16 protein-coding genes are annotated in these 22548 nt (G+C 65.8%); 8 read left to right on the top strand and 8 right to left on the bottom strand.

Annotated features, from left to right (window positions below):
- Positions 1–20: 20 nt before the first annotated feature.
- Together ELEN_RS00795 and ELEN_RS00800 are read right to left on the bottom strand one after the other, a co-directional pair.
- Positions 21–614, bottom strand: a complete 594-nt coding sequence (locus tag ELEN_RS00795) for a helix-turn-helix transcriptional regulator (RefSeq protein ID WP_015759837.1) — start codon at positions 612–614, stop codon at positions 21–23.
- A gap of 190 nt (positions 615–804) precedes the next feature.
- The gene (locus tag ELEN_RS00800) at positions 805–3999 is read right to left on the bottom strand and encodes a Cna B-type domain-containing protein (protein WP_015759838.1); all 3195 of its coding nucleotides are present in this window, start codon (positions 3997–3999) and stop codon (positions 805–807) included.
- 291 nt (positions 4000–4290) lie between these two features.
- On the opposite strand from ELEN_RS00800, the gene ELEN_RS00805 reads away from it, so the two are divergent.
- Entirely contained in the window at positions 4291–4983 is a 693-nt protein-coding gene (locus ELEN_RS00805) for a type 1 glutamine amidotransferase domain-containing protein (RefSeq protein WP_015759839.1), read from the top strand.
- A 111-nt stretch (positions 4984–5094) separates the two neighbouring features.
- Here the strand turns inward: ELEN_RS00805 and arcA are convergent, their stop codons facing one another.
- Entirely contained in the window at positions 5095–6312 is a 1218-nt protein-coding gene (gene arcA / locus ELEN_RS00810) for an arginine deiminase (RefSeq protein WP_015759840.1), read from the bottom strand.
- Positions 6313–6658: 346 nt separating this feature from the next.
- On the opposite strand from arcA, the gene ELEN_RS00815 reads away from it, so the two are divergent.
- Positions 6659–7621, top strand: coding sequence for a helix-turn-helix transcriptional regulator (locus ELEN_RS00815; RefSeq protein WP_015759841.1), 963 nt, complete (start codon positions 6659–6661; stop codon positions 7619–7621).
- 33 nt (positions 7622–7654) lie between these two features.
- Here the strand turns inward: ELEN_RS00815 and ELEN_RS00820 are convergent, their stop codons facing one another.
- The gene (locus ELEN_RS00820; RefSeq protein WP_015759842.1) at positions 7655–8773 is read right to left on the bottom strand and encodes an aminotransferase; all 1119 of its coding nucleotides are present in this window, start codon (positions 8771–8773) and stop codon (positions 7655–7657) included.
- A gap of 43 nt (positions 8774–8816) precedes the next feature.
- Positions 8817–10250, bottom strand: a complete 1434-nt coding sequence (locus tag ELEN_RS00825; protein WP_015759843.1) for a basic amino acid/polyamine antiporter — start codon at positions 10248–10250, stop codon at positions 8817–8819.
- A 249-nt stretch (positions 10251–10499) separates the two neighbouring features.
- Here ELEN_RS00825 and ELEN_RS00830 point away from each other — a divergent pair, with 249 nt between their 5' ends.
- On the top strand, positions 10500–11465 hold the full coding sequence (locus ELEN_RS00830) for a helix-turn-helix transcriptional regulator (protein WP_015759844.1): 966 nt from the start codon (positions 10500–10502) through the stop codon (positions 11463–11465).
- A gap of 42 nt (positions 11466–11507) precedes the next feature.
- Here ELEN_RS00830 and ELEN_RS00835 read toward each other — a convergent pair whose 3' ends face one another.
- On the bottom strand, positions 11508–12194 hold the full coding sequence (locus ELEN_RS00835; RefSeq protein ID WP_015759845.1) for a TetR/AcrR family transcriptional regulator: 687 nt from the start codon (positions 12192–12194) through the stop codon (positions 11508–11510).
- A 171-nt stretch (positions 12195–12365) separates the two neighbouring features.
- Between ELEN_RS00835 and ELEN_RS00840 the strand changes: the two genes are divergently transcribed.
- Positions 12366–14513: an efflux RND transporter permease subunit gene (locus tag ELEN_RS00840; protein ID WP_143924728.1), complete on the top strand. Its 2148-nt coding sequence runs from the start codon at positions 12366–12368 to the stop codon at positions 14511–14513.
- Entirely contained in the window at positions 14500–16392 is a 1893-nt protein-coding gene (locus ELEN_RS16650; RefSeq protein WP_015759847.1) for a hypothetical protein, read from the top strand. Before ELEN_RS00840 ends, ELEN_RS16650 begins: the two co-directional genes overlap by 14 nt.
- A gap of 72 nt (positions 16393–16464) precedes the next feature.
- On the opposite strand, the gene ELEN_RS15655 is transcribed toward ELEN_RS16650, so the two are convergent.
- Both ELEN_RS15655 and ELEN_RS00855 read right to left on the bottom strand, forming a co-directional pair.
- A complete protein-coding gene (locus ELEN_RS15655) occupies positions 16465–17166 on the bottom strand; it encodes a Crp/Fnr family transcriptional regulator (RefSeq protein WP_015759848.1) in 702 nt (233 codons plus the stop codon).
- 9 nt (positions 17167–17175) lie between these two features.
- Positions 17176–18333 (bottom strand): MFS transporter, encoded by a 1158-nt coding sequence (locus tag ELEN_RS00855; RefSeq protein WP_015759849.1) that lies wholly within the window; start codon positions 18331–18333, stop codon positions 17176–17178.
- A 264-nt stretch (positions 18334–18597) separates the two neighbouring features.
- Here ELEN_RS00855 and ELEN_RS00860 point away from each other — a divergent pair, with 264 nt between their 5' ends.
- The 3 genes from ELEN_RS00860 to ELEN_RS00870 are packed head-to-tail and all read left to right on the top strand — an operon-like array spanning position 18598 to position 22533.
- Positions 18598–21153 carry a molybdopterin-dependent oxidoreductase gene (locus ELEN_RS00860; RefSeq protein WP_015759850.1) on the top strand — a complete coding sequence of 852 codons (2556 nt, stop codon included), beginning with the start codon at positions 18598–18600 and terminating at the stop codon, positions 21151–21153.
- An 11-nt stretch (positions 21154–21164) separates the two neighbouring features.
- On the top strand, positions 21165–21731 hold the full coding sequence (locus ELEN_RS00865) for a 4Fe-4S dicluster domain-containing protein (protein ID WP_015759851.1): 567 nt from the start codon (positions 21165–21167) through the stop codon (positions 21729–21731).
- Between the two features lie 16 nt (positions 21732–21747).
- Positions 21748–22533: a DmsC/YnfH family molybdoenzyme membrane anchor subunit gene (locus ELEN_RS00870; RefSeq protein ID WP_157666242.1), complete on the top strand. Its 786-nt coding sequence runs from the start codon at positions 21748–21750 to the stop codon at positions 22531–22533.
- The last annotated feature ends 15 nt before the right edge of the window (positions 22534–22548 follow it).

Raw genomic sequence — 22548 nt, forward strand, 5'->3', positions numbered from 1 at the left:
AGGAATCGTTCGCGATGGGTTTACCCGAAGATGCCGTACATGTACCCGAAGTAGCCGGCCAGGCCGCCGACGACGGCGGCGGCCAGGAAAAGCACGACGCCTTTGAGGGTGCGATGCTGGCGGGCGCGGCGGCTGCGCGGGTTGTTGCGGTCGATGGGCTCGCCCTTCGAGTACGCTACGAGCTCGCGGTAGGTAACCAGGTCATTCTGCTTCTTGATGCGCTCCACGCGCATGAGCATCGCCATGCCGATGCCCCATACCAAGAGGCCGATGATGGCGGACGGCACGACGCCCCAATCCCATTGGGTTATGCCGGCGATGGCGGCTACGGCTCCCACGATCGCGATGGCCAAACCTCCCCAGCTGAGGGCGACCATCTTCTTGTAGTCGTTCGCGATTGCTTTTTTCATGGCTTCCACGTCTCCTTTGATCAGTTCGTCGACGGTTACGTCGAAGAGAACGCTGAGCAGCAGCAGGCTTTCCACATCGGGATAGGTCTTGTCGTTCTCCCAGCTTGAGACGGTCTGGCGCGAAACGTAGATTTTCGCGGCGAGGTCGTCTTGCGAGAGTCCCCGATCCGTCCGATGCCGTTTGATCTGACTGCCGAGCTCCATGCGTTTCCCTTCGCTGATCACAGGTTGCCATGACGCGCCAAAGTGTACCATCAAATGGTCTTGACGAAGCCTCTCCCGCCCCCAGTTCACCTTGTCAAAAGTCTTTTACGTTGCGTCTGAACAGGGAAAAGCCCCCCGCTTCGATGCTTGAAGCGGGGGGCTTGGGAGGTTGCGATCGGTCGATGCAAGCCTAGGCGCGCCTGCGCTTTCGGAAGGCGGCGACGACGAGGAGCGCGGCCGCGAAGGTTGCGCCAAGCGCGACTGCGGCGAACGGGGCATCGCCGGTGGCGGCCAGCTTGTGCGGCGCGTCGGTCGGGGTGGGGTCCTTCGGCTTCTGCGGGATCTCGCTCAAGGTGTTGGTCAGGTCGTAACCCTTCACGGAGGCCGTGTACCCGCTGGGGACGGCGTCCTCCCGTATCGAGTACGCGAACTCCTTCCCATCCGCGTCGAAGCGGGGGAGGTCGGCGAAGCGGTACGCCCAATCGCGTTGTGCGGACGTCTCCTGCGTGCGGAAGAGCTTGTCGTTCTGGTACAGCGAGACGGTGAGCGTTTCCGGTCGCGTGGTGCCGGCGTTGTCGTTGTCCACCCAGGTCTTCGTGCCGGCGACTTCGACGGTGTCGCCGCCGGGCTGGGGCTTCAGCGTGTTCGCGATGTTGTGGCCCGAGACGGCCGCCTCGTAGCCGGCCGGGACGTCCTTCTCGCGCACGGTGTAGGCGATCTCGGTTCCGTCGTCGGCGTACTTCGGCAGCTCGGCGAACGCGTACGCCCAACCGTCAGCCTCCGTGGTTTCCAGCGACTTCACCACATCGTCGCCGTCCAGCAGCTCCACGGTGATGCTTTCGGGGCGCGTGTTGCCGGCGTTGTCGTTGTCGTCCCAGGTCTTCGTGCCCTTCACCTCGGCTATGTCGTTCAGCTTCGGGTCGAGCGTGTTCGCGATGGCGGTGCCGTCGATGACGGTGGCGTAGTGCTCGACGGCCTCCTCCTGCACGGTGTACACGTGGATGGCGCCGTTCGCGGCGGCTTCGGGCAGACCGGTGAACTGGTACGCCCAGCCGTCGTCGGCGGTTGCGGTGGCGGTGTCGAACAGCACGTCGTCCTGATACAGGTTCACGGTGATCGCCGCCGGGCGTGTGCCGAGGGCGTTGTCGTAGTCGTGCCATGTTTTGGTGCCGGCGACGTCGACGCGCTTGATCTTGTTGACGGTTTGCTCGCCCGGAACGACCACCGTCTCGATGTCGCCGGTGCCCTGGATGTTGGCGATGGGGACGAACGACGTGTACCCGTTCACGGGCGTTTCGGTGAGCTGGTACGTTGCCCGCTCGGAGCCTTCGAGCAGCGGGATGTTCGTGAACGTGTACGTCCAGTCGGGCGCCGACGCCGTGGTCTTGAAGATGTAGGGGGCGTGCCCGCTCGCGTTCGTCTGCGTGAGCGTCAGGGACACGGATGCGGGGCGGTCGGCCTCGGTGTCGCCGCTCCATGTTTTCTGACCGGTCAGGTAGAACTTCTCGGCAACGTTGTACAGGTTGGAGACGATGACGCCGTTGTCAACCGCTGGATCGGCGTCGATGGTCGAGATGTAGTTGCCGGTGATGCCCGAAGCGTCCCGAACGGGATCCTCGGTCACTTCGTACACGAGGTCGTTGCCGTACTGGTCGGTTTTCGGCAGGCCGGTGAACACGTGGTCGAAGTCGTCGGCCCCGCCTTCGCTCGGCTCTCCTCCGATCAGCGTCCAGGTGCCCACCTCGTCGCCGCCGCACCACAAGCGGATGGTGACGTCGGCGCGCGTTCCGTGCCAGTCGGGGTTGTCCTGCCAGTGCTTCTTCACGGGGATGTCGATCGCCTCGACGGGCTCGTCGCTCGTTTGCACCTGCACGGGCGCGGCGGTCGACGTGCGATACCTAGCCGTGACGGAGACGGGCCCCATGATGGCGTTGTCGCCCTTCTCGGCGTTGATGTCGGCTTGGGCGTCGGTCAGGCTGTCGAACGTGCGCACGACGTTGTCGCCGCCTCGGTCGCCGTCGAGCTTGTCGTACGTCACCTGCACGCCTACGACGTCGTCGGGGTTGCTCGATGAAAGCTCCAGGTCGGGGCTGAGCAGGGTGCCGGAGCCGTCCTTGCCGCCGGCGAACAGCCGCTCGTTGGCAGAGGCGTTGACGGTTTGGCCGTCGGACGTGGTCACCTGCGACTCGCCGCCGCCGACCGAGGTGGTTGCGCCCGTGGTGCCCTCTACGATGGTGAAGGGAATTTTCTTGTCGTTGAGCAGGTAGCCGGTGGGCGCTTCGGTCTCCTGGAAGTAGTAGGCGCCCGGAAGGAGGCTGGAGGTGGAGAGGCTGCCCGCATCATCGGTCGTGCGCTCTTCGACGAAAGCCCCCTTGTCCGTGTACACCGCATAGGTCGCTCCGGCCACCGGCGCGTTGGTGGTGGAGTCGGTCTTGGTCAGCACGGCGCTGCTTCCGGCTGCGGACGCGGCCGTGATCCGGTCGTATACGCGAAAGGTGGGCGTGAGGTAGTATTTGTAGGATTGCTCGCCTTCCGTAATGGCGCCCCACTCGTCCTGGGTGCCGTACTTCAACTCTTTATCCATGCCGACGTAGATATGGAAGACCCCGCTTTTCTCGAGGCCGGTGAAGGCGGCGGTCGTGTCGTTATGAGAGGCGATGACCATGCTGGTGGCGGCGTCGCCCGGCCGTGTGTGAACTCCGCATTCTACGACGTGCGCGTCCTCGATCTTCGCGCCATGCTCGTATATGGCCGATTTGCCGATGTCGAGGGCTCCGCTGACGGCGGTTTCGCCGGCGGGGCGAACGTAGGCAAGGTGCTGGGATACGTCTTCCGAGTACGTGAAAGAAGAGCTTGCCGGCTGCATGATCTTCAGGCGTCCCCCGAAGAACGTCGGGAGCATCTCAAAGGGGTTGCCGCCGAAATCCCACACCACGTTCCTCTCGTCGATTTCGATGGTGGGGTCGTTCGCCAGCAGCTCGCCATAGTACTTGTCTTCGAGCCCGCCGCTCCTCTCGAGCCATGAAAAGTCGCGAATCTCGTTGTACTTCAGGCTGACGAGCTGGGCGTTGCGCAGGTATTGAATGCCGTGTACGTCCTTGATCTTCTGATCCGAGGGCGTCGCGTTGCTCTTGTTGTACAGAACGGTTCCCCTGAAATTGTACAGCGCTTCTTCGACGTCCGCGCCTTCGGCGCCGTCAGCCCCGTCCTTCACGGCATCGAACACGGCTTGGCGGAAGATCGCGTCGGGAACGTACGGCACCAATTGCTCGATGTCCGTGATTTGCACGGTATCTTCGGCGGCTTCCGCCGTCATGCCCGGAGCGACGGGCAGGCAAAGCGCAAGGCCCAACGCGGCGCCTATCAACAGTGTGCGAACCTTCATGGCGTAATCCCCTTCGATGCTCGATAATCCATCCGCCAGCTTAGCATCAACGCAGGTCAGAACATGCGTGAATCGCCAGCCTCAACTTGTTGCTCAGGCGTGCGATCGGCGCCTCGCGGCGACGCGCCGCAGGCGCGCGGCAGAAGCGGCGCGGGGCGCGAGGCGCGAGACCCGGGGCACGCCGCGTATGCCGTTTGGCCACGCGGCGCTTACGGATGACGAAGCGCATGATCGATGAGACGCGCGCACCGTATGATCGAACGCAGCCCCGGCGTCGAGGAGGAGCCCACGATGAAGAAGATCCTGATTGCCCTGACTAACACCCCCACGTACGGGGAGAAGCACGCTGCCACCGGGCTGTGGCTGGGCGAAGCCGCCGAGTTCGTGGACGAGGTGGGCCAGCGCGGCTTCGAGGTGGACTACGTCAGCCCGAACGGCGGCTTCGTGCCCCTCGACCCGCGCAGCATGAAGCCGGCATATCTCGACCAGCCCACATTCGCGTTGTATCACACGCCCGACTTCCAGGAGCGCGCGCTCGCGCGCTCGATGAGCCCCGACGACGTGGACGCGGGGGAGTACGCCGCCCTGTACTACACGGGCGGCCACGGCGTGATGTGGGATTTCCCCAGCAGCGAAGGGCTTGCGCGCCTGTGCCTCGAGGTGTACGGCAACGGCGGCTACCTCGCCTCGGTGTGCCACGGCATCGCGGGGCTGCTGTTCGTGCAGGATCGCGGCACGTACCTCGTGGAAGGGAAGAGCATCACGGGTTTCACCACGGCGGAGGAGTACCTGAGCGGCAAGAGCGCCGCCATCCCGTTCTGGAACGAGCAGGTGGCGAAGGCGCACGGCGCCGTGTTCTGCAAGAAGCGCCCGTTCGCGTCGTTCGCCATGCAGGACGGCCGCATCATCACGGGTCAGAACCCCGAATCGCCCCGCGCCGTCGCGCGCCTGCTGTTGGAGAATATAGAACGCCCCCTGCGCTGAACCCGGTTCTCGTTCGCCATTTGGGACCGGATTCAGCGCAGGGGGCGCCTGGGGAAGGTGGTGGTCACGCGGAGCACATCGCGCGCAACCACCGGTGATAGCGGAAAAGCTTTAGTCTTCGCGCTCGATGGGCATGCTCATGCAGCGCGGGCCGCCACGGCCACGGGACAGCTCGGCAGACGGGACCACGATCAGCTTGAGGCCCTTGCCTTCGAGCACGGCGTTCGTCACGTCGTTGCGCTCGTACACCACGATGGTGCCCGGAGCGATGCACAGCGTGTTCGAGCCGTCGTTCCACTGCTCGCGCTCGGCCGCGATACGGTCGCCGCCGCCGCAGGGGATGAGCTCCACGGGATGACCCATGTAGGTCTCCAGGATGCTCTCCAGCGTGCCGTTCACTTCCTTGACCTTGATGCCGTCGCCTTCGGCGGTGATCTCGAACACGGTCAGCGGGCCCATGATGCCCGGGTGGATGGTGAACTTGTCAACGTCGATCTGGGTGAACACGGTGTCGAGGTGCATGAAGGCGCGGGAGTTCGGGATGTTGAACGCCAGGATGGTCTCGATGGGGCTCGTCGGATCGTTGAAGATGTTCTTCGCGATGGCGTCGATGGCATCGGGCTCGGTGCGCTGGGAAATGCCGATGGCCAGCACCTTGTCGTTGATGTTGAGGATGTCGCCGCCCTCGATGTGGAACGTGTTGTAGCGGCTGTAGTACTCAGGGGTGCCCTTGAGCAGGGGATGGTGCGTGAAGATGTACTCGCCGTAGATGGTCTCGCGGTTGCGGGTCTCGGAGTACATGCGGTTGATGGACACGCCGTTGCCGATCATCGCGAACGGGTCGCGGGTGAAGTACAGGTTCGGCATGGGGGCCACGACCATCTTGGAGGACTCGGAAACCAGGTCCACCAGCGAGTTGGACTTGTCGGTGTGCAGCTCGGTGAGGTTGATGCCCTCCATCGTCTTCAGCACGAAGTCCTTGGCGTCGGGGTAGTTCTCCTGCATGTAGTCGAAGATGATCTTCTGGTAGCGATCCGTGCGGATGCCGGCCTCTTCGATCCACTGCTTGAGGAACTGCTCGCGCAGCTCGGGGTTGGCCTCGAGAACCTCAGCCATGAGGTCTTCCAGGTAAAACACTTCGACGCCGTTGTCGCGCAGAGCCTGTGCGAACGCGTCATGCTCCTCCTGGGCGACCTTCAAGAACGGGATGTCGTCGAACAGCAGCTCCTCGAGCGTGTTCGGCGTCAGGTTCAGAAGCTCTTTACCCGGGCGGTGCAGCAGGACTTTCTTCAAGGGCTTGATCTCGCTCTTGACGTTTACTCCTGACATGTGCAACCCTCCTTCTTCCTTTACGTCGGTTCCTCGTGAAGGGGGAACCGATCTTCGCCAAGTCGCCGTGCGGTCTTTTAAGCCGCTCGGCGCGTTGAGTCCACCATGCACCCCTCGTCGGGCGAATGAAAGATGTAAACAAGATTTAGCGATAGATTGATTGCGGGTGTAGCGGAGCGGCGAACGCGGTAAACCTCCCGTAAACCGCAGGTGGGAAGATGATTCCCTGGCGGCGGCCGCCGGGGTGCGCGGGCGCGTTTTCGGGCGGGGGCAACGCCGTGCGCGATTTCGTGTATCATGGCATATGATGCAAGCCATGAGGTAAACGATAGCGAGGTGCTCGTTCGTGGGGTTCGTGCTGTTTTACTACACGCTGTTCGTGATGCTTGCCTCTATCCTCGCTTCGGCCACGTGCTTGTCGGCCTATCTCGTGTCGCATCGGCGCGAGATGATGTTCGCCGTGTTCGGCTTCCTGTTCTACTTCTTCGATGTCGCCTGGGTGCTGCAGGACGACTTCGCCCTCCTGGGCGATTTGCAGGTGGTGGGCGTGTTCGCCATCGTCCGCTCGCTGGTGTCCGTGGTGACGGGCGGCGGCTGCCTCATGGCGTTCTGGCTGCTGCTGTGCGACTACCTCGGCGGCACGAACCGCGCGCTGCGCGTGGTGCCGGGGGTGGTGTACGTGCTGGGCAGCATCGCGGCGCTCACGTTGCTGCCCGACGGCAACGTGCAGCGGTTCGTGTTCTACACCACGCGTGCCATGCTGCTGTTCTGGATGCTGCTGTACGTCGGGTTCCGTTACTTCTCCAGCAAAGACGAGGTGGAGCGCAATCGTTTGCGCCGTCATCGATGGCTCTACGTGCTGGTGTGGGTGGTGGGGCTGCTCATGGTCCTGGAGGACGCGAGCTTCTTCTTGGTGTGCGAGCCGAACTCCATCGTCATGTGGCCGCGCACGTTCGTGCCCGAGCGCAACTTCATGGAGAACGTGCTGATGCTGAGCCTGGCATTCTTCGCGTGCCGCGACGCGTTCCAGGTGCTGTCGATGCGTTTCGAGCGCCCGCCGATGCACGGCGGCGAGGTGCAGGACGCGCGCATCAGCGAGAACCTCATGGTGTACGGCAAGCGTCACCAGCTGTCCGAGCGCGAGCAGGAGGTGCTGCACCTCGTGCTGCTGGGCAACGACAACCAGAACATCGCGTCCACCATGCACCTGGCCCTGAGCACCGTGAAGGTGCACGTGCACAACATCCTGCAAAAGACGGGCCAGCCCAACCGCCAGGCCCTCACCCAGGACTTCTGGAAGACGTCGTAGCGAAGCGCGCGCCGAGCGGCGCGCGCTTCGTGCTTAGTCGAACTGGCGCAGCGCGGCGCTCAGGCGCTTGAGGCCCTCGCGCAGCGTGGGGTCGGGCGCGCAGTATCCCAGACGGGCGCCGCAGGGCAGCTCGAAGCGGCTTCCCGGCACCAGCAGCACCCCTTGGTCGCGCAGCAGGTCGATGCAGAACCGCTCGTCGTCGATCGGGATATCCAGCTCGATGAACGACGTGGACACGGCCTTCGGGGGCACCCAGGACACGCGCGGCTCGTTGTCCACCCACTCTTGAGCGATGGCCAGGTTGTTCGTGACGATGGCGCGGTTGCGCTCGAGCACCTTGTCGCGGTTGCGCAGCACGTGCACGGCCAACGCGTCGTTGAACACGCCGTCGCAGATCATCGTGTAGTCGCGGTACACGCGGAAGCGGTCGGCCAGCTCCTTGTTCGACACCGTCCACCCGATGCGCGCGCCCGGCACCGAGTACGTCTTCGACAGGCTGTTCGTCACGATGGCCCGGTCGTACAGGTCGGCCATCGACACGTACGATTCCGTGTCGTGCAGGGGCAGGTACACCTCGTCGGACAGGACGTAGGCGCCCACCGATTCGGCGATTTCCGCGATGCGCTTGAGCGTTGCGGCATCGAGCACGGTGCCCAGCGGGTTGCTGGCGTTGTTGATGCAGATGAGCTTCGTGTCGGGGCGCACGAGCTTTTCAAGCTCGGTCACGTCGGGGTTCCAGCCGTGCTCGCGGCGGATGTGCCAATACTCCACGTCGGCCCCCAGCGTGCGGGGGATTTCGTACAGCGGCTGGTAGGTGGGGTATTCGGCGATCACGTGGTCGCCCGGCTCCACGAGGGCCAGCAGCGCCAGCAAGTTGGCGCCGGTCGCGCCGTTGGTTTGCAGCACGTTGTCGGGATCCGCCGAGCGGTAGAGCTTGGCCACCTCCTCTTTGAACGCGGGCGAGCCCTCGATCCAGCCGTAGTTCATCTTCTCCTTGTTCAGCCGCTCGTAGAACGTGGCCCCTTGCTCGTCGTCCAGGGCGAGGATCTCGCCCATCGTCATCGACGAGATGGTGGATTGCGCGATGTCGTAGGTGGCGCTTTTCTCCCAGACGTTCAGCCAGTCTTCAACGCCAATGGTTGCGATATGCATAGGAGTGTTCCTTCCCGGTTGTGACAGGTTGCGATATGCGGTGCTAGAAGCTGATGAATCCCGTGAACAGCAGCACGAGCGACAGCACGCCGAGCGCCGAGATGATGCCCATCCCCGCCTTCTCGGCCGTCGTCAGGCCGCGTCCTTGATCCTTGCGCGCCTTGGCGTACACGAAGAAGCCCGGGATGTAGCCGACGCAGGTGAGCAGCAGGAACGTCCAGCCGTTCAGCAGCACGCCGACAACCTGGAACAGCACCGCGATCGCGCCGATGACCAGCTGTCCCATCTGCCTGTTCTGGGCGGAGTACTTCGCTTGATAGGCCGCTGCCAGGGTCCAGGTGATGACGATGGCCACCGTGCAGAGGGAGAACGCGAAGTTGTACGCGTCTTCGGAGAAGATGAGCGTGAGCATGAACACCTGGGTGCACGCGCCCACGATCAGCAGGCTGAACCGGGGAGCGTTCTTGGCGTTCATCTTGCCCCACGCGGCGGGCAGCAGCTGGCGTTTCGCCATGTCCGACGTGGTTTCGGCGGGCAGGATGGTGAACGACAGCCACGACCCCATGACGGAGATGATGATGGCGATGGAGATGAACGCGCCGCCCCAGCCGGGGGCCATCGAGTCGAACACGTAGAGCATGGCCGGGTAGTTCATGGCGGCGATCTCGGTGTAGGGCAGGTAGCCGTACGGCAGCACCGAGGCGCTGATGTAGATGAGCAGCAGGCAGATCAGGCCGATGACGGTCGCCTTGCCCACGTCGCTCTTCTTGCGGGCGCGCGAAGACATGACGGTGGCTCCCTCGATGCCCACGAAGGTCCACATGAGGATGATGAGGCAGTTCTTCACCTGGTCGCCGACGCTTCCGATGGCCACCGCGTCTGCGCCCAGCTCGCCCATGGAGGCCATGTTGTTCTGGAGCGTGCCCCAGAAGTCGGCCGTGAACACGTTGGCGTTGAACAGGAACAGGGTGAACAGGATGAACACGGCGATGGACGCCACCTTGCACACCATGACGATGGCGTTGAGGAACGATGCGCTCTCGACGCCGCGGATGACGAGCAGGGTGAGCAGCCACATGATGACCGACGCGATGAGGATGCAGGGAACGGTGTTGCCCGGCAGGAACGCGGGGAAGAAGTACCCCAGCGTCGACATCATCATCGTGGCGAAGGCGACGTTGCCCAGCCACGCGCTCAGCCAGTACCCCCAGCCCGAGATGAAGCCCGCGAACGGGCCGAAGCCCTCCTCGGCGTACTGGAAGATGCCGTGCAGGTCGGGGCGCTTCGCGCCCAGGTTGGCAAGCGACAGCGCCAGCATCATGAAGCCCACGCCCACGACGCCCCAGGCTATGAGCGCGCTGCCGGGAGACGCGACCTGCGCCAACTGGCCCGTGATGGCGAACACGCCCGACCCGATGCACGAGCTGATCACCATGCCGATCAGCCCGAACAGGCCGATCCCTTTTCTTTTGTCCATTGACGAACTCCTTTGCGAAGAGGTGCTGCATGACGACGCGTCGATCACACCTTGCCGGGAGGCGACGGCGAAAGAAAGGTCTAAACAGGGTCTATCGAGCGGCCCGCGCGCGTCCGAAATGCGGCGACTGAGAACTACAACCTAGTTAAACCGCAGGTGATCGGATGCATGCACCGCAGGGGCGTACCGTTTCGTATATGATGGGAAACGATTGATTTCCTGCATCGTCGGACGAAGGAGTGTCTGTTGGTGGGGTTCGTGCTCTTCCATTTCACCCTGATCGTGCTGCTGGCTTCCGTCCTCACCTCGGCTGCGTGCCTGTCGGCGTACCTCGTGTCGCGCAAGCGCGTGCTGCTGTTCGCGTTCCTCGCGTTTCTGTTCTACTTCTTCGACGTGGCCTGGGTGTTGCAGGACGAGCTCATGTATCCGGGGCTCGATGCGCAGATGACCAGCGCGTACCTGATGGTGCGCTCGTACGCGTCCATCCTGGCGGGCGCTGGGTTCCTCGTGTCGTTCTGGCTGGTGGTATGCACGGTGCTCGGCGAGAAGAGCCGCGCGCTCATGGCGGTGCCCGGCGTGGTGTTCGTGGTGGCAAGCGCGGTGGTGCTCATCGTGTTTCCCGAGGGGAACGTGCAGCGCTTCACGTTCTACACCCTGCGCGCGCTGCTGCTGTTCTGGATGCTGGGATTCGCCGCGTATCGCTACCGCACGACGGACGACAGCGTGGAGCGCGGGCGACTGCGCCGCCACCTGCGCCTGTACGTGGCGCTGTGGGTGCTCGGCGTGTTGGTGGTGGCCGAGGACGTGCTCTTCTTCCTCGTGGTGGATCCGGCGACGCTTGGCATCGGGCCGTGGGCGTTCACGTCCGAGCGCAACTACGCCGAGAACGCGTTGATGCTCGTCTGCATGTTCGTGGCGTGCCGCGACGCGTTCCGCACGCTCGCGTTGCGCTTCGAGCATCCGCCGGCGCCGGGCGGCGAGCGCCGCGAGGCGGTGCTGAACGACACGCTCATGCGGTACGGCAAGCAGCATCAGCTGTCCGAGCGCGAGCGGGAGGTGCTGTACCTCGTCCTGCAGGGCAACGACAATCAGAACATCGCCTCGTCGTTGCAGCTGTCGCCCAGCACCGTGAAGGTGCACGTGCACAACATCCTGCAAAAATCCGGTCAGGCGAACCGTCAGGAGCTTATCCGGGACTTCTGGAGGATGTCCTAGAAGGGGTTCGGCTCCCTTTGGGGCATCGGGGCGCCGCGCTTGCTACGACGGGCGCTCGGCCAGCGCGAGGTTGCGCTGGAGGACGCCTTCGCCCAGCACGTTGAGGTAGCTGTCGGCGAGGGCGACCATGGTGTCGATGGACTCGCGGCGGTCGCTGGCCAGCCAGCTTTTCAGCATGCTGACGATGCCGCCGGCGATGAAGTCGAACTGGTAGTTGCACAGCGCCATGCCGAGGGCGCGGTCGCGGTTCGGCGTCAGGCCCTGGTCGCGCTCCCGGCGCTCCACGGCCTCGAGGGGCGCGACGGCCGTGAGGCAGCTGTCGCGCACTACGTCGATGACGTCTCCCAGGAAGGCCCCGTCGGCGTTGTCGCCGAACACGATGGCGAACGCGTCTTCGTTCGTTTCGAAGTAGCTGAAAATGTCCTCGAGGAACGGACGGTTCTCGTTGCGCGCCAGCTCTTCGCCATGCGCGTCCACCAGCTCGCGGCAGATGTTGCAGAACTCCTCTTTCACCTGGTCGAACATGTCGTACACGTCCTGGAAGTGCACGTAGAACGTGGCGCGGTTCACGTCGGCCAGCTCGGCCAGCTCAGTGACGGTGATGCTTTTGAGCGGGCGCTCCTTCAAAAGCGCCATGAGCGCCGTCGTCAGCGCGTTGCGCGTGCGCCGAGAACGGCGATCCATTTTGATGTCGCGACGCCATCCGGGTGTCAAGATTTCTTCCGACACGATTCACCTTCTTCGACGAACAGCCCCCGCGGTGTCGAATAGTCGACGATCGGGCGCTTGATTGCGTATTGCCCTGGTCGAAAGCATATCGCATACTCGTTCATTATTCAACACATGATGTATAACGGTACTAATGTTGAGTATGCATCACCTGTGGTATGAGTGTTTCACGTGAAACATCTGTTCGAAGGGAGCATGATGCTCAAGTTTTGCGAAGCGTTCCTGCGCCACCGCAAGGCGGTGGTTGCGCTGTTCGCGGTGGCGGCAGTGGCGTGCGCGCTGTGCATCCCGGCGGTGAAGGTGAACTACAGCATGACCGATTACCTGCCGGCCGACGCGCCGTCAATACAGGCGCTCGACGACATGGAGCAGTCGTTCGACGGGGGCATCCCGAACGCGCGTCTGTTCGCCGAGGGCATCGACCAGGCCACGGCCGAGCAGCTTTCCCGCGACCTGGCCGCCGTCGACGGCGTGGACGAGGTGATGTGGCTGGGCAGCGTGGCGGACACGAAGAAGCCGCTCGCCGTGCAGGACGAGGACGTGACGGCGTCGTGGGCGACCGACGACGGGTATCTGTTCCAGCTGGTCATCGACGAGGCGAAAGGGGTGACGGCCACCGAGGAGGCGCGCGCGGCCGCCCAGGATACGGGCGCGTCGCAGGTGTCGCTGTCGGGCGATGCCGTGAACACCGCCAGCGCGCAAAGCTCCACGTCGGTGGAGATCGCCTACATCATGGTGCTGGCGGTACTCATCATCATCGTGATCCTGTCGCTGACGTCGCATTCGTGGTTCGAGCCCGTCATCTTCCTGACGGTGATCGGCGTGGCCATCGTGATGAACATGGGGACGAACCTCCTGATCGGCGAGATCTCCTTCATCAGCCAGATATGCGGCGCCATCCTGCAGCTGGCGGTGTCGATGGACTACGCCATCGTGCTGCTGCACACGTTCCGTCGCTGCCAGCGCGAGTACGCCGACCCCTACGTTGCCATGGCGCATGCGATGAAGCGCGGCTTCTCGGTGGTGCTGTCCAGCGCGGCCGTCACGTTCTTCGGCTTCCTCTCGCTCACGGTCATGCAGTTCGGCATCGGCGTGAACATGGGCATCGTGCTGGCGAAGGGCATCCTGTTCAGCTTCCTCACCGTCATGTTCCTCATGCCGTGCCTCACGCTGCTGTGCCTGCGCTGGATCGACAGGTTCGAGCACCGGTTCCTCATGCCCTCGTTCGACGGCTTCGCCCGCGTGTGCCAGCGCATCATGGTGCCGATGGCCGTGGTGGTGATCGTCGTGGCGGTGCCGGCGTACCTGGCGGAGAGCCGCACCGATTTCAGGTACGGCACCTCCGGGTTCGCACCTCCGGGCAGCCAGACCGCGGTTGAGCAGGAGCGCATCGAGGAGGCGTTCGGCGCGTCGGCCACCTGGGTGGTGATGGTGCCCGAGGGCGACACGTCGCGCGAGCAGGCGCTTGCGGACGATCTCGAGGCGCTCGATCACGTGACGGGCGTGACGTCGTACGTGACCGAGGCCGGGCGCGCGCTGCCGGTGGAGGTTGCGCCCGCGTCCACGGTGGAGCAGGTGGTCGCGGGCGGCTGGTCGCGCCTCGTGGTGTCGCTCGACGTGGAAGGCGAGGGCGACGAGGCGTTCGCGCTGGTGGAGCAGGTGCGTGCGACGGCGGAGGCTCAGTACGGGGACGCGTACCGGTTGGCGGGTGCGGAGGTGTCGGTGTACGACCTGCGCGACACGGTGCAGCAGGACGCGGGGCGCGTGAAGCTGTTCTCCATGCTGTCCATCGGCCTCGTGCTGGCGCTCATGTTCCGCAGCCTGTCCATCCCGTTCGTGGTGCTGATCGCCATCGAGGTGGCCATCTGGATCAACTTGGCCGTGCCGTACTTCCTGGGCGACAGTCTGAACTACATCGGCTACCTCGTGATCGACGCGGTGCAGCTGGGCGCGGCCGTGGACTACGCCATCATCTACACGCGCGAGTACTTCGACCGCCGCAGCGAGTACACGCCGCGCGAGGCGGCGCGTTCGGCGGTGAAGCATGCGGCCCTGACCATTCTCACGTCGTCGTCGATCCTCGTGTTCGCGGGGCTGGCGGTGTGGCAGATCGCCTCGAACGGCGTGATCTCCGAGCTGGGCGTGCTCATCGCGCGCGGCGCGTTCACGTCCATGCTCATGATGTTCGTGTTCCTGCCGTGGTTGTTCAAAACGTTCGATGGAGTCATTCGCCGCACCTCGCTCGGCCTGCATGTGTACGAGGGCGAGCCGAAGGGTGCGAGCGCGTTGGAAGGAGAAGGTGCTCATGGAGAAGCGTAAGGAAGCGGGATGTGCGCTGGCGGCCTCGCTGCTGGCCGGCGCGCTGGCGTTGCCGACGGCGGCGTTGGAGGTGAGCCAAGCATGGGGCGTCGAGCCCGAGGCGGCGAAGGACGAGGTGGTGTACGTGAAGGCGGGCGCCGACGGGGCGACGCAAGGGCTGTACGTGGTGAACGTGTTCGACACGGGCTCCGTCCAGACGGTGGACGACCCGGCGCGCTACACGCGGGTGAAGAACCTGACCACCACCGATGCGCTGGTGCAGGAGAACGGCGCCGTGCAGGTGAGCACGTTGGCTGATCAGCCGTTCTATTACGAGGGCGAGATGGACGCCGCGACGCCGCTGCCGTGGGACGTCTCGTTGACGTACTACCTCGACGGGGCGCAGATCGCGCCGGACGAGCTGGCGGGGAAGAGCGGGCGGCTGCGCATCGAGTTCGCGGTGACGGCGCGCGGCGGGGATGCGGAGGCCGCGGGGCTCGCGGACTTCGCCGAAAGCTGCGTCATGCAGGCGCAGGGGACGTTCCCGGAAAGCGCGTTCAAAGTGGAGGAGGCCGAAGGCGCGACCGTCGCCCACGTGGGCGACAACGCCGTGATCAGCTACCTGGTGCTGCCGGGCGAGAGCGCCGTGTACGCCATCGAGGGCGATGCGCGCGCCTTCTCGTACGAGGGATGGCAGATCAGCGCGATGCCGCTCGGCCTGGCCATCGATCTGGCCGAACAGGACACCGCGCAGCTGTCCGACAAGACCGGCGAGCTGGAGGACGCAACTGCGCAGCTGTCCGACGGCGCGGCCTCGCTTGAAAGCGGGCTGGGGTCGCTGGCCAGCGGTTCGGGCGATCTCGCGTACGGCACCGGCGAGGTGGCGGCGGGCGCGACGGAGCTTGCGGGCGGCGCCAGCTCGCTGGCGCGCGGGTCGGAGGAGCTGCAAGCGGGCGTGGGCGCGGCGGTGGACGGGCTCGCGTCGGTGAGCGCGAACAGCGCGGCGCTCGACGCGGCGGCAGAGCGGGTTCGCGCGGGGGCGGCCGACCTCGACGCGGGCGTGCAGGCGCTGCGGGCGGGCGACCAGTCGTTCCTCGGGGCCGTGGCGGCGGCGAAGGCCCAGGCCGCCGTCGGCGCCGCGCAGTACGCGGCCGCACAGGAGGCGTACGCGGCGGCTGCGGCGGCGGCGTACGCCGATCCGACGGCTGCGACGGTAGCCGCTTTGGACGGCGCGGTGCAAGCGCTTGCCCAGGCCAGCCAGGCCGCCGGATCCTACGGCGCGCTCGACACCGTCGAGGGAAGCTATGCGCCGCTGTCGGGCGGCATCGCCGAGGCGGCGGCGGGCTCGGCGAGCCTGTCGGCGGGCACGGCGGACCTTGCCGCCAACGTGGAGGCGTACGCCGGCGGCGTCGATGCGCTCGCGACGCAGGCGCCTGCGCTTGCTGAGGGGGCTGCGAGCTTGAGCGCGGGCGCGGTATCGCTGGCGGGCGGCACGGGCGAGGTGGCGGCGGGCGCGTCGTCGGCGGCTGCGGGGGTCGCGCAGCTGGCGAGCGGCGCAGCGAGCGCCTCGTCGGGCGCGCGCGAGCTGTCCGTCGGCACGGCCGACCTCGCCGAGGCCGTGAGCGGCATGGACGAGCAGGTCATCGACGCGGTGCAGCAGGCGATCGACGACAAGCTGGGCGCCGACTACCAGGCGCACTCCTTCGTCGACCCGTCGAACACCGCCGTCGACGACGTGCAGTTCATCTACGTGGTGGACGGCGTGGAGGAGCCCGACGACGCGGACGCGGCGGAGGCGGCGGGGGAGGCGAATGCGGACGCGGACGGGGGCGCAGACGCAGGCTCGGAGCCGCAGGGCTTCGTGGATCGCCTGCTGGCCCTCTTCCGTCCCGCAAGCTAGAAGGAGCGGCCCCCCCTGCCCCACGACGGGCGGGGCGGGGGGCAGGCGGGCTGGCGGGGGCTTGCCGCGAGCCTAGTTCTCCACGATGAGGTTTTCGGCGATGCTTTTGAGCTTCTTGAAATCGGTGATGACCAGCGCGCCGCGTTGGCGTTCGGCGCAATCGGCGTTGCGCAGCGCCACGACGGAGTTCGTGATGGAGTTCACGTGCACGCCCAGCATCTCGGCCAGCTCCTCGTTGCTGAACGGGATGATGGCCGGCGCCTGCGCCGAGTTGAACTCGCGGGCCAGCGTGAGCAGCAGCGCGGAGAACCGCTGCAGCACGGGGTACACGGAGGCGTTCACCGCTTCGCGCGTTTGCAGCGACATCATCTCGAACAGGTATTGCGCCATGGCGTAGCACACGTCGCCGTGCGTTTTGAGGTAGGAGCCGAAACGCTCGGCGTCGATGGCGAACGCTTCGACTTTCGTGGTGGCCTTCGCGTTCAGGATGGACGGCTTGCGGTCGACTTCGGGACGGAATCCCTGGAACCCGATGAGCGTGCCCGCCTTGTGGAAGAACACCGTTTTGGTGTACCCGTCGGGCGTGCCGCTGTACAGCCGTACCAGGCCCCTCGTCAGGTAAAACGTCTCGCGCATGTCGTCGCCCTCGCGGAACAGGTAATCCCCCGGGCTCAGCACGAGCGCCCGAGCCTTCAGGGTGCCGTCGGCGACGATGCGTTCGATGGTCTCGCTCAGCAGCGGCTTCGGCTGCACGAACAGGCTGATTGCTTCCATGCGTTCCCCCTAGCGCTTCGGCTTCCCCTTCGTGTTCGGATACATCATACCCCACGCGACCAGACCCGCCCCGGCGACCGCCGAGGTTGCCAGATAGGTCGCGGAAACCGGCAAGCCGCCCTGCATCATGGCTCCGGCCAGCAGCCCTCCCGCGATCATTCCCAGGTCGAGCGCGCTTTGCTGCCGCGCCAGGAACGTGCCGGCGCCGCCGCCCGACGATGCGCCCGCGGCGGCGACGAGCGTGGCCGTGGCGCCGAAGTATCCCGCTCCGCACAGGAACGCCCCCGCGAGGACCGCTTCGGGGCTGCGGCCCAGCGCCATGAGCAGCAGCCCCAGGCCGTTGGCGGCGATGGTGCAGCCCACCGAGCGCTTCGCGCCGAACCGATCGGTCGCCCATCCGGCGACGAGGCTGCCGACGAGGCCTCCGGTGCTGAGGAACGCGAACAGCATGCCGTCGTTGCAGGATGCGAGCGCTTCTTCGGCGAGGGTCTGGCCGAAGTTCATGACCACGCTGTAGCCCGACGCGAGCAGGAGCGGGCTGGCGAGGAGGAGCACCCGCTGGCCCAGGGGAGAGGACGCGGGGAGCGCGAGGGCGACGGCCGTGCCGCACGTTCCCACAAGCGCGAGCGCGACGAAGAACGCCCCGTACCCGTGCGCGTCGATGAGCGGGAAGATGGTCACCGGCCCCGCCATCAGCGAGGCGGTGGTTGCGAACCGCACGATTCCCAACCGCCTCCCCAGCTTGGAGGCGGGGGAGGTGGCTGCGAGGTACTGCGCCACGCTCGGTTGGAACAGCGCCAGCCCGAACGCCTGCGCCAGGCGCAGGACCACGACCTGCCACAGCTCGGAGCAACCGACGAGGGCCAGGCACGGCACGGTGTACCCCAACGCTCCCGCGATCATGGCGAAGCGGCTTCCTCGCTGCTCCACCACGCGCTCGAGCGGGATGCGCAGGAGGACGGCGAGCAGCACGAACAGGCTGTTCTGCAAGCTGGCGACGAACGGTCCGGCGCCAAGCGACATGACGTAGGTGGGAAGCGCGGTCGTCTCGGTGTTGTTGAGCCCGAACAGGAGGAAGGCCGCAATGGCGACGAGCGCCGTGACGGCACTCGATGATCCTGTTGCCTGCGTGCGGCTCGGGCCGCTCCGTTCCTCGTCGGCGCCCATGGCGTCCCCCCCCCTCTGCGCAGGAGATGGTACGGCTTCGTGTACGCGCCTGTCCAACCAGCCCTGTGCCAGCCCCACAATGTTGTGGGTCCAACCCCTGTTTAGGTGCGCAGCCCAACCGTGTGCCGCTCCCACTGCCGTGTGTGGAGCGCGTTCCGAAGCCGGCGTATCGTCCAGCTTGTCCGCAAGAATGGCCCCAAAGGCGCCTGTCCCCTTTGGGCCTTCTTTGGGGCCATCGGAGAAGACGAGGAAGAGGAGGGTGAGATGAAGACGACCGATACGCATGCTGGCGCATGCGAACCCGAGTACTTCATGCGCGACGGCAAGCTGACCCGTCGCACGTTCATCAAGGGCGTCGGCGCGATAACCGTCGCGTCCGCGCTGGGTTTCGGGGCGCAGGGCACCGGCGCGCCCGAAGCGCTGGCCGACGAGGCTCCGGCAGCCGCCGGCGAGAAGGCCGTGCACGCGGTGTGCACGGTGAACTGCACGTCGCGCTGCCATCTGCGCGGCACGGTGCGCGACGGCAAGCTCGTGCGCGTGGAGCCGGGCGACATGCCGGGGCGGCCGGGGTACGCCAACGCGTGCCTGCGCTCCATGAGCTACATCCAGCGCTTGCAGGACGAAAACGCGCGCGTCATGTACCCCATGCGGCGCACGGGCGAGCGCGGCTCGGGCGAGTTCGAGCGCATCACCTGGGACGAGGCCATCGACGCGATCGCCGAGAAGCTCAACGCCGTGCTGGCCAAAGACCCGCAGGCCGCTTCGTTCTACTCGTTCACAGGCGACCTGGGCAAGCTGTCGTGGGAGGCGCCCACGCGCTACGCCGCCACCGTGGGAGCCACCACCTGGGACATCGAGGGCATCATGGGCGATCACGGCGCGTCCATGGGCATGACCATGGTGTTCGGCACGCACCGCGGCGCGCACGACTCGCGCGACTACCTGAATTCCAAGCTGCTCATCGTGTGGGGCCGCAACGTGGCTGATACGCACACGTCCGAGCTGCGCGATTACGTGGCCGCGCGCAAGAACGGCGCGAAGGTCATCGTCATCGACCCGCGCCAGTGCTCCACGGCGGCCATGGCCGACGAGTGGATTCCCCTCAACCCGCAAACCGATCCGGCGCTGGCCTTGGGCATGATGAACTGGATCATCGGCAACGACCTGCATGCGAAAGACAAGCTGGTGGAGGAATCGGTCGCCCCCTACCTCATCCGTGAGGACGACGGCACGTACCTGCGCATGGTGGACGGCGAGGTGGTGGCCACGGCGGCGGGAACCGGGAAGGCCGACGAGGGTTCCATCGGCACCGCTCCGGCGGCGCAGGGCGAAGCGGGCGCCGGCGCCGGCACGTACGTGATCTGGGACGAACTGACGGGCGCCGCGGTGCCCGCCCCCGATGCGGCCTCCATCAAGGGCGGAAGCGTCAAGCCCGCGCTGACGGGCTCGTTCACGGTTGACGGCGTGGCGTGCCGCACCGCATTCGACCACCTCGTCGACGCGTGCGCTCCGTACACGCTCGAGCGCACCGGCGAAATCTGCGGCATCGACCCGGACGTGGTCGAACGTCTGTCCCGAGAGTACATCGAGGCGCAGCCCGCCGGCATCCGCATGGGTCAGGGCATGCAGCGCGTGTACCATTCCTACGCGCCGTTCCGCACCGTGGCCACGCTGGCCATGGTCGCCGGGTACATCGGTGTCCCCGGCGGCGGCGCGTCGCATGCGGGCGGCACGGCCACTAACAAGCCGGTTGCCGGCTACACGGGCCCGGTGTACGACTTCACCGATTGGTCGGACACGGGAAAGAAGGCGAACCTCGTGCCGTCCTCCAAGGTGTACGCGGCGGCGGTGAACCACGATCCGGTGCCCATCGACTTCCTGTGGATCGCCAACTCGAACTTCATCAACATGAGCCCCGATTCCAACCGCATCATCAACGAGGTCATCCCGGCCATCGACTTCATCGTCACCGTCGATCCGTGGTGGACGTGGACGGCGAAGTACTCCGACATCGTGCTGCCTGCCTGCACGTATTGGGAGCACTGGGACCTCGTCGACCGCAGCCCCTGGGCCATGTTCAACCAGCCCGCCATCGAGCCGATGGGCGAGAGCAAGTCCGACGTCGAGATCATGTCGCTGCTGGCGAAAAAGACCGGCGTCGAGGATTACTGGAGCAAAACCGACGAAGAATGGATTCGCCAGTTCGTGGGCACCGACCATCCGGCATGGGACGGCCTCGATTGGGATCGCGACGTGGTCGAGCAGGGCATCTTCGGCCGCTCCGACGCGCTGTACGACCCCGCCATCGTCTACGCCGACGGCACCGGCTACAAAACCGACACCGGCAAGTTCGAGTTCTACACCGAGTCCTTGGTGGCGTTCGACGAGGAGGTTCCCACGTGGCAACCGCCGTGCGAGGACCCGCGCGAAGGCGAGCTGGCCGCGAAGTACCCGCTCGTGTACATCCAGTACCACGACCGCCTGAACGTGCACACGCAGCACATCCTGAACCCGGCGCTCGAGGTGGTGCAGGACGAGCCCCTGCTGCAGATGAACCCCGTCGATGCCGAGGCGCGCGGCATCGCGCACGGCGACGTGGTGCGCGTGCTCAACGATCGCGGCGACATGAAGATCCGGGCGTTCCTCACCGAGGGCATCATCCCGGGCACGGTGGCCACGCAGAGCGGGTGGACGCCCGATTACTTCATCGAAGGCTGCTACCAAAATCTGACCCATCACACCATCTGCGACGCCGAAGAAGCCTACAGCATGACGAACAGCGCCTTCTATGACGTGCTCGTCGAAGTCGAGAAGGCGTAAAGGAGGAGATCATGACCGAAAAACGTTACGGCATGGTGATTGACACCCAGCACTGCGTGGGCTGCCAAACCTGCACGGTCAGCTGCAAGATATCGAACGAGGTTCCCGGCAGCGCGCACTGGAACCACCTGGAAAGCCTGGACGGCGACGTGCTGTACCAATCGACGGGCACGTTCCCGCGCACCACGCTGGCCTTCCGGCCGCTGTTGTGCAACCACTGCGAGAACCCAGCGTGCGTGAACAACTGTCCGTCGGGGGCCATGCACAAAGACCCCGCTACCGGCATCGTGTCGGTGAATCAGGACGTGTGCATCGCGTGCGGCTACTGCAGCTGGGTGTGCCCCTACGGCGCGCCGTCGATGAACGACGTCGACCACGTGATGAGCAAGTGCACCTTCTGCGCCGAGCGTGTGGCCGAGGGCGTCGAGCCGTACTGCGTGGCCGCGTGTCCGGCGAACGCGCGCGTGTTCGGCGACTTGAACGATCCGGAGAGCGCGCCGAGCAAGCTCATGCAAGAGCGGCATGCCGAACCGTACCTGCCGGAGGCCGGCACGCATCCGTCGGTCTACTATATATAGGAAAGAGGGGATGAAGATGTTTGCTGAAATGCTTCCCTTGCTGGTGTTCACGACGTTCGCCGGCTTGGCGGCCGGAGCGTACGCGGTCGATGCCCTGTGCGGGAACGGGCGCGCGGGCTCGGGGGCCGCCGCTCCTGCGCGCCCCTGGCTGTTCCCGCTCGTGTGCCTCGTGTTGCTGGGACTGGGCCTGTGCGGCACGTTGCTGCATCTGGGGCAGCCCTTGCGGTTCGTGAACGGCATGGCGAACCCCGGCTCCATGATCGCGCAGGAGGCGTACTGGTCCATCGCGTTCGGGGCGGTCATCGTCGTCGATCTTGCGGTGGCGAAGGCGAAGGGCGCCGCGGTGCGTCCGATCCGCTGGGCCGGAGGGCTGGTTGCCGTGGGGCTCATGGTGGTCACGGGACTGGCGTACTACCAGAGTTTGGGCCTGCCGGCTTGGAGCGGCGCTGCGACTGTGCCTCTGTTCCTGGTGGGCGACCTCGCGCTGGGCGCGGGTCTGTGCGCGCTGCTCGACCGGTCGGCGCTGGCGGGCGGCGTCCTGGCTGCGGCGAACGTGGCCGCCGGCGTTGCGTTCGCCGCGGTGCTGGGCGCGTTCGGGCTGCATCTGGCGCGCATCGGCCTGGACGCGACGGGGCTGCTGGTTGCCGCCGGCATCGTGGGGCCGCTGGCCGCAAGCGCCGTGGCTGCGGCGACCCGCGCGGGAAAGCTCCCCGCGCAGGCGGGCGGCGTGGCCGTGTGCGCCCTTGCGATCGTGGGCGTCGTGCTCGCCCGCTACGCCTTCTTCGCCGCGGGCATGATGTAGGTTCGCTGGCGTACC

It is taken from the genome of Eggerthella lenta DSM 2243, assembly GCF_000024265.1.
Lineage (GTDB): Bacteria > Actinomycetota > Coriobacteriia > Coriobacteriales > Eggerthellaceae > Eggerthella > Eggerthella lenta.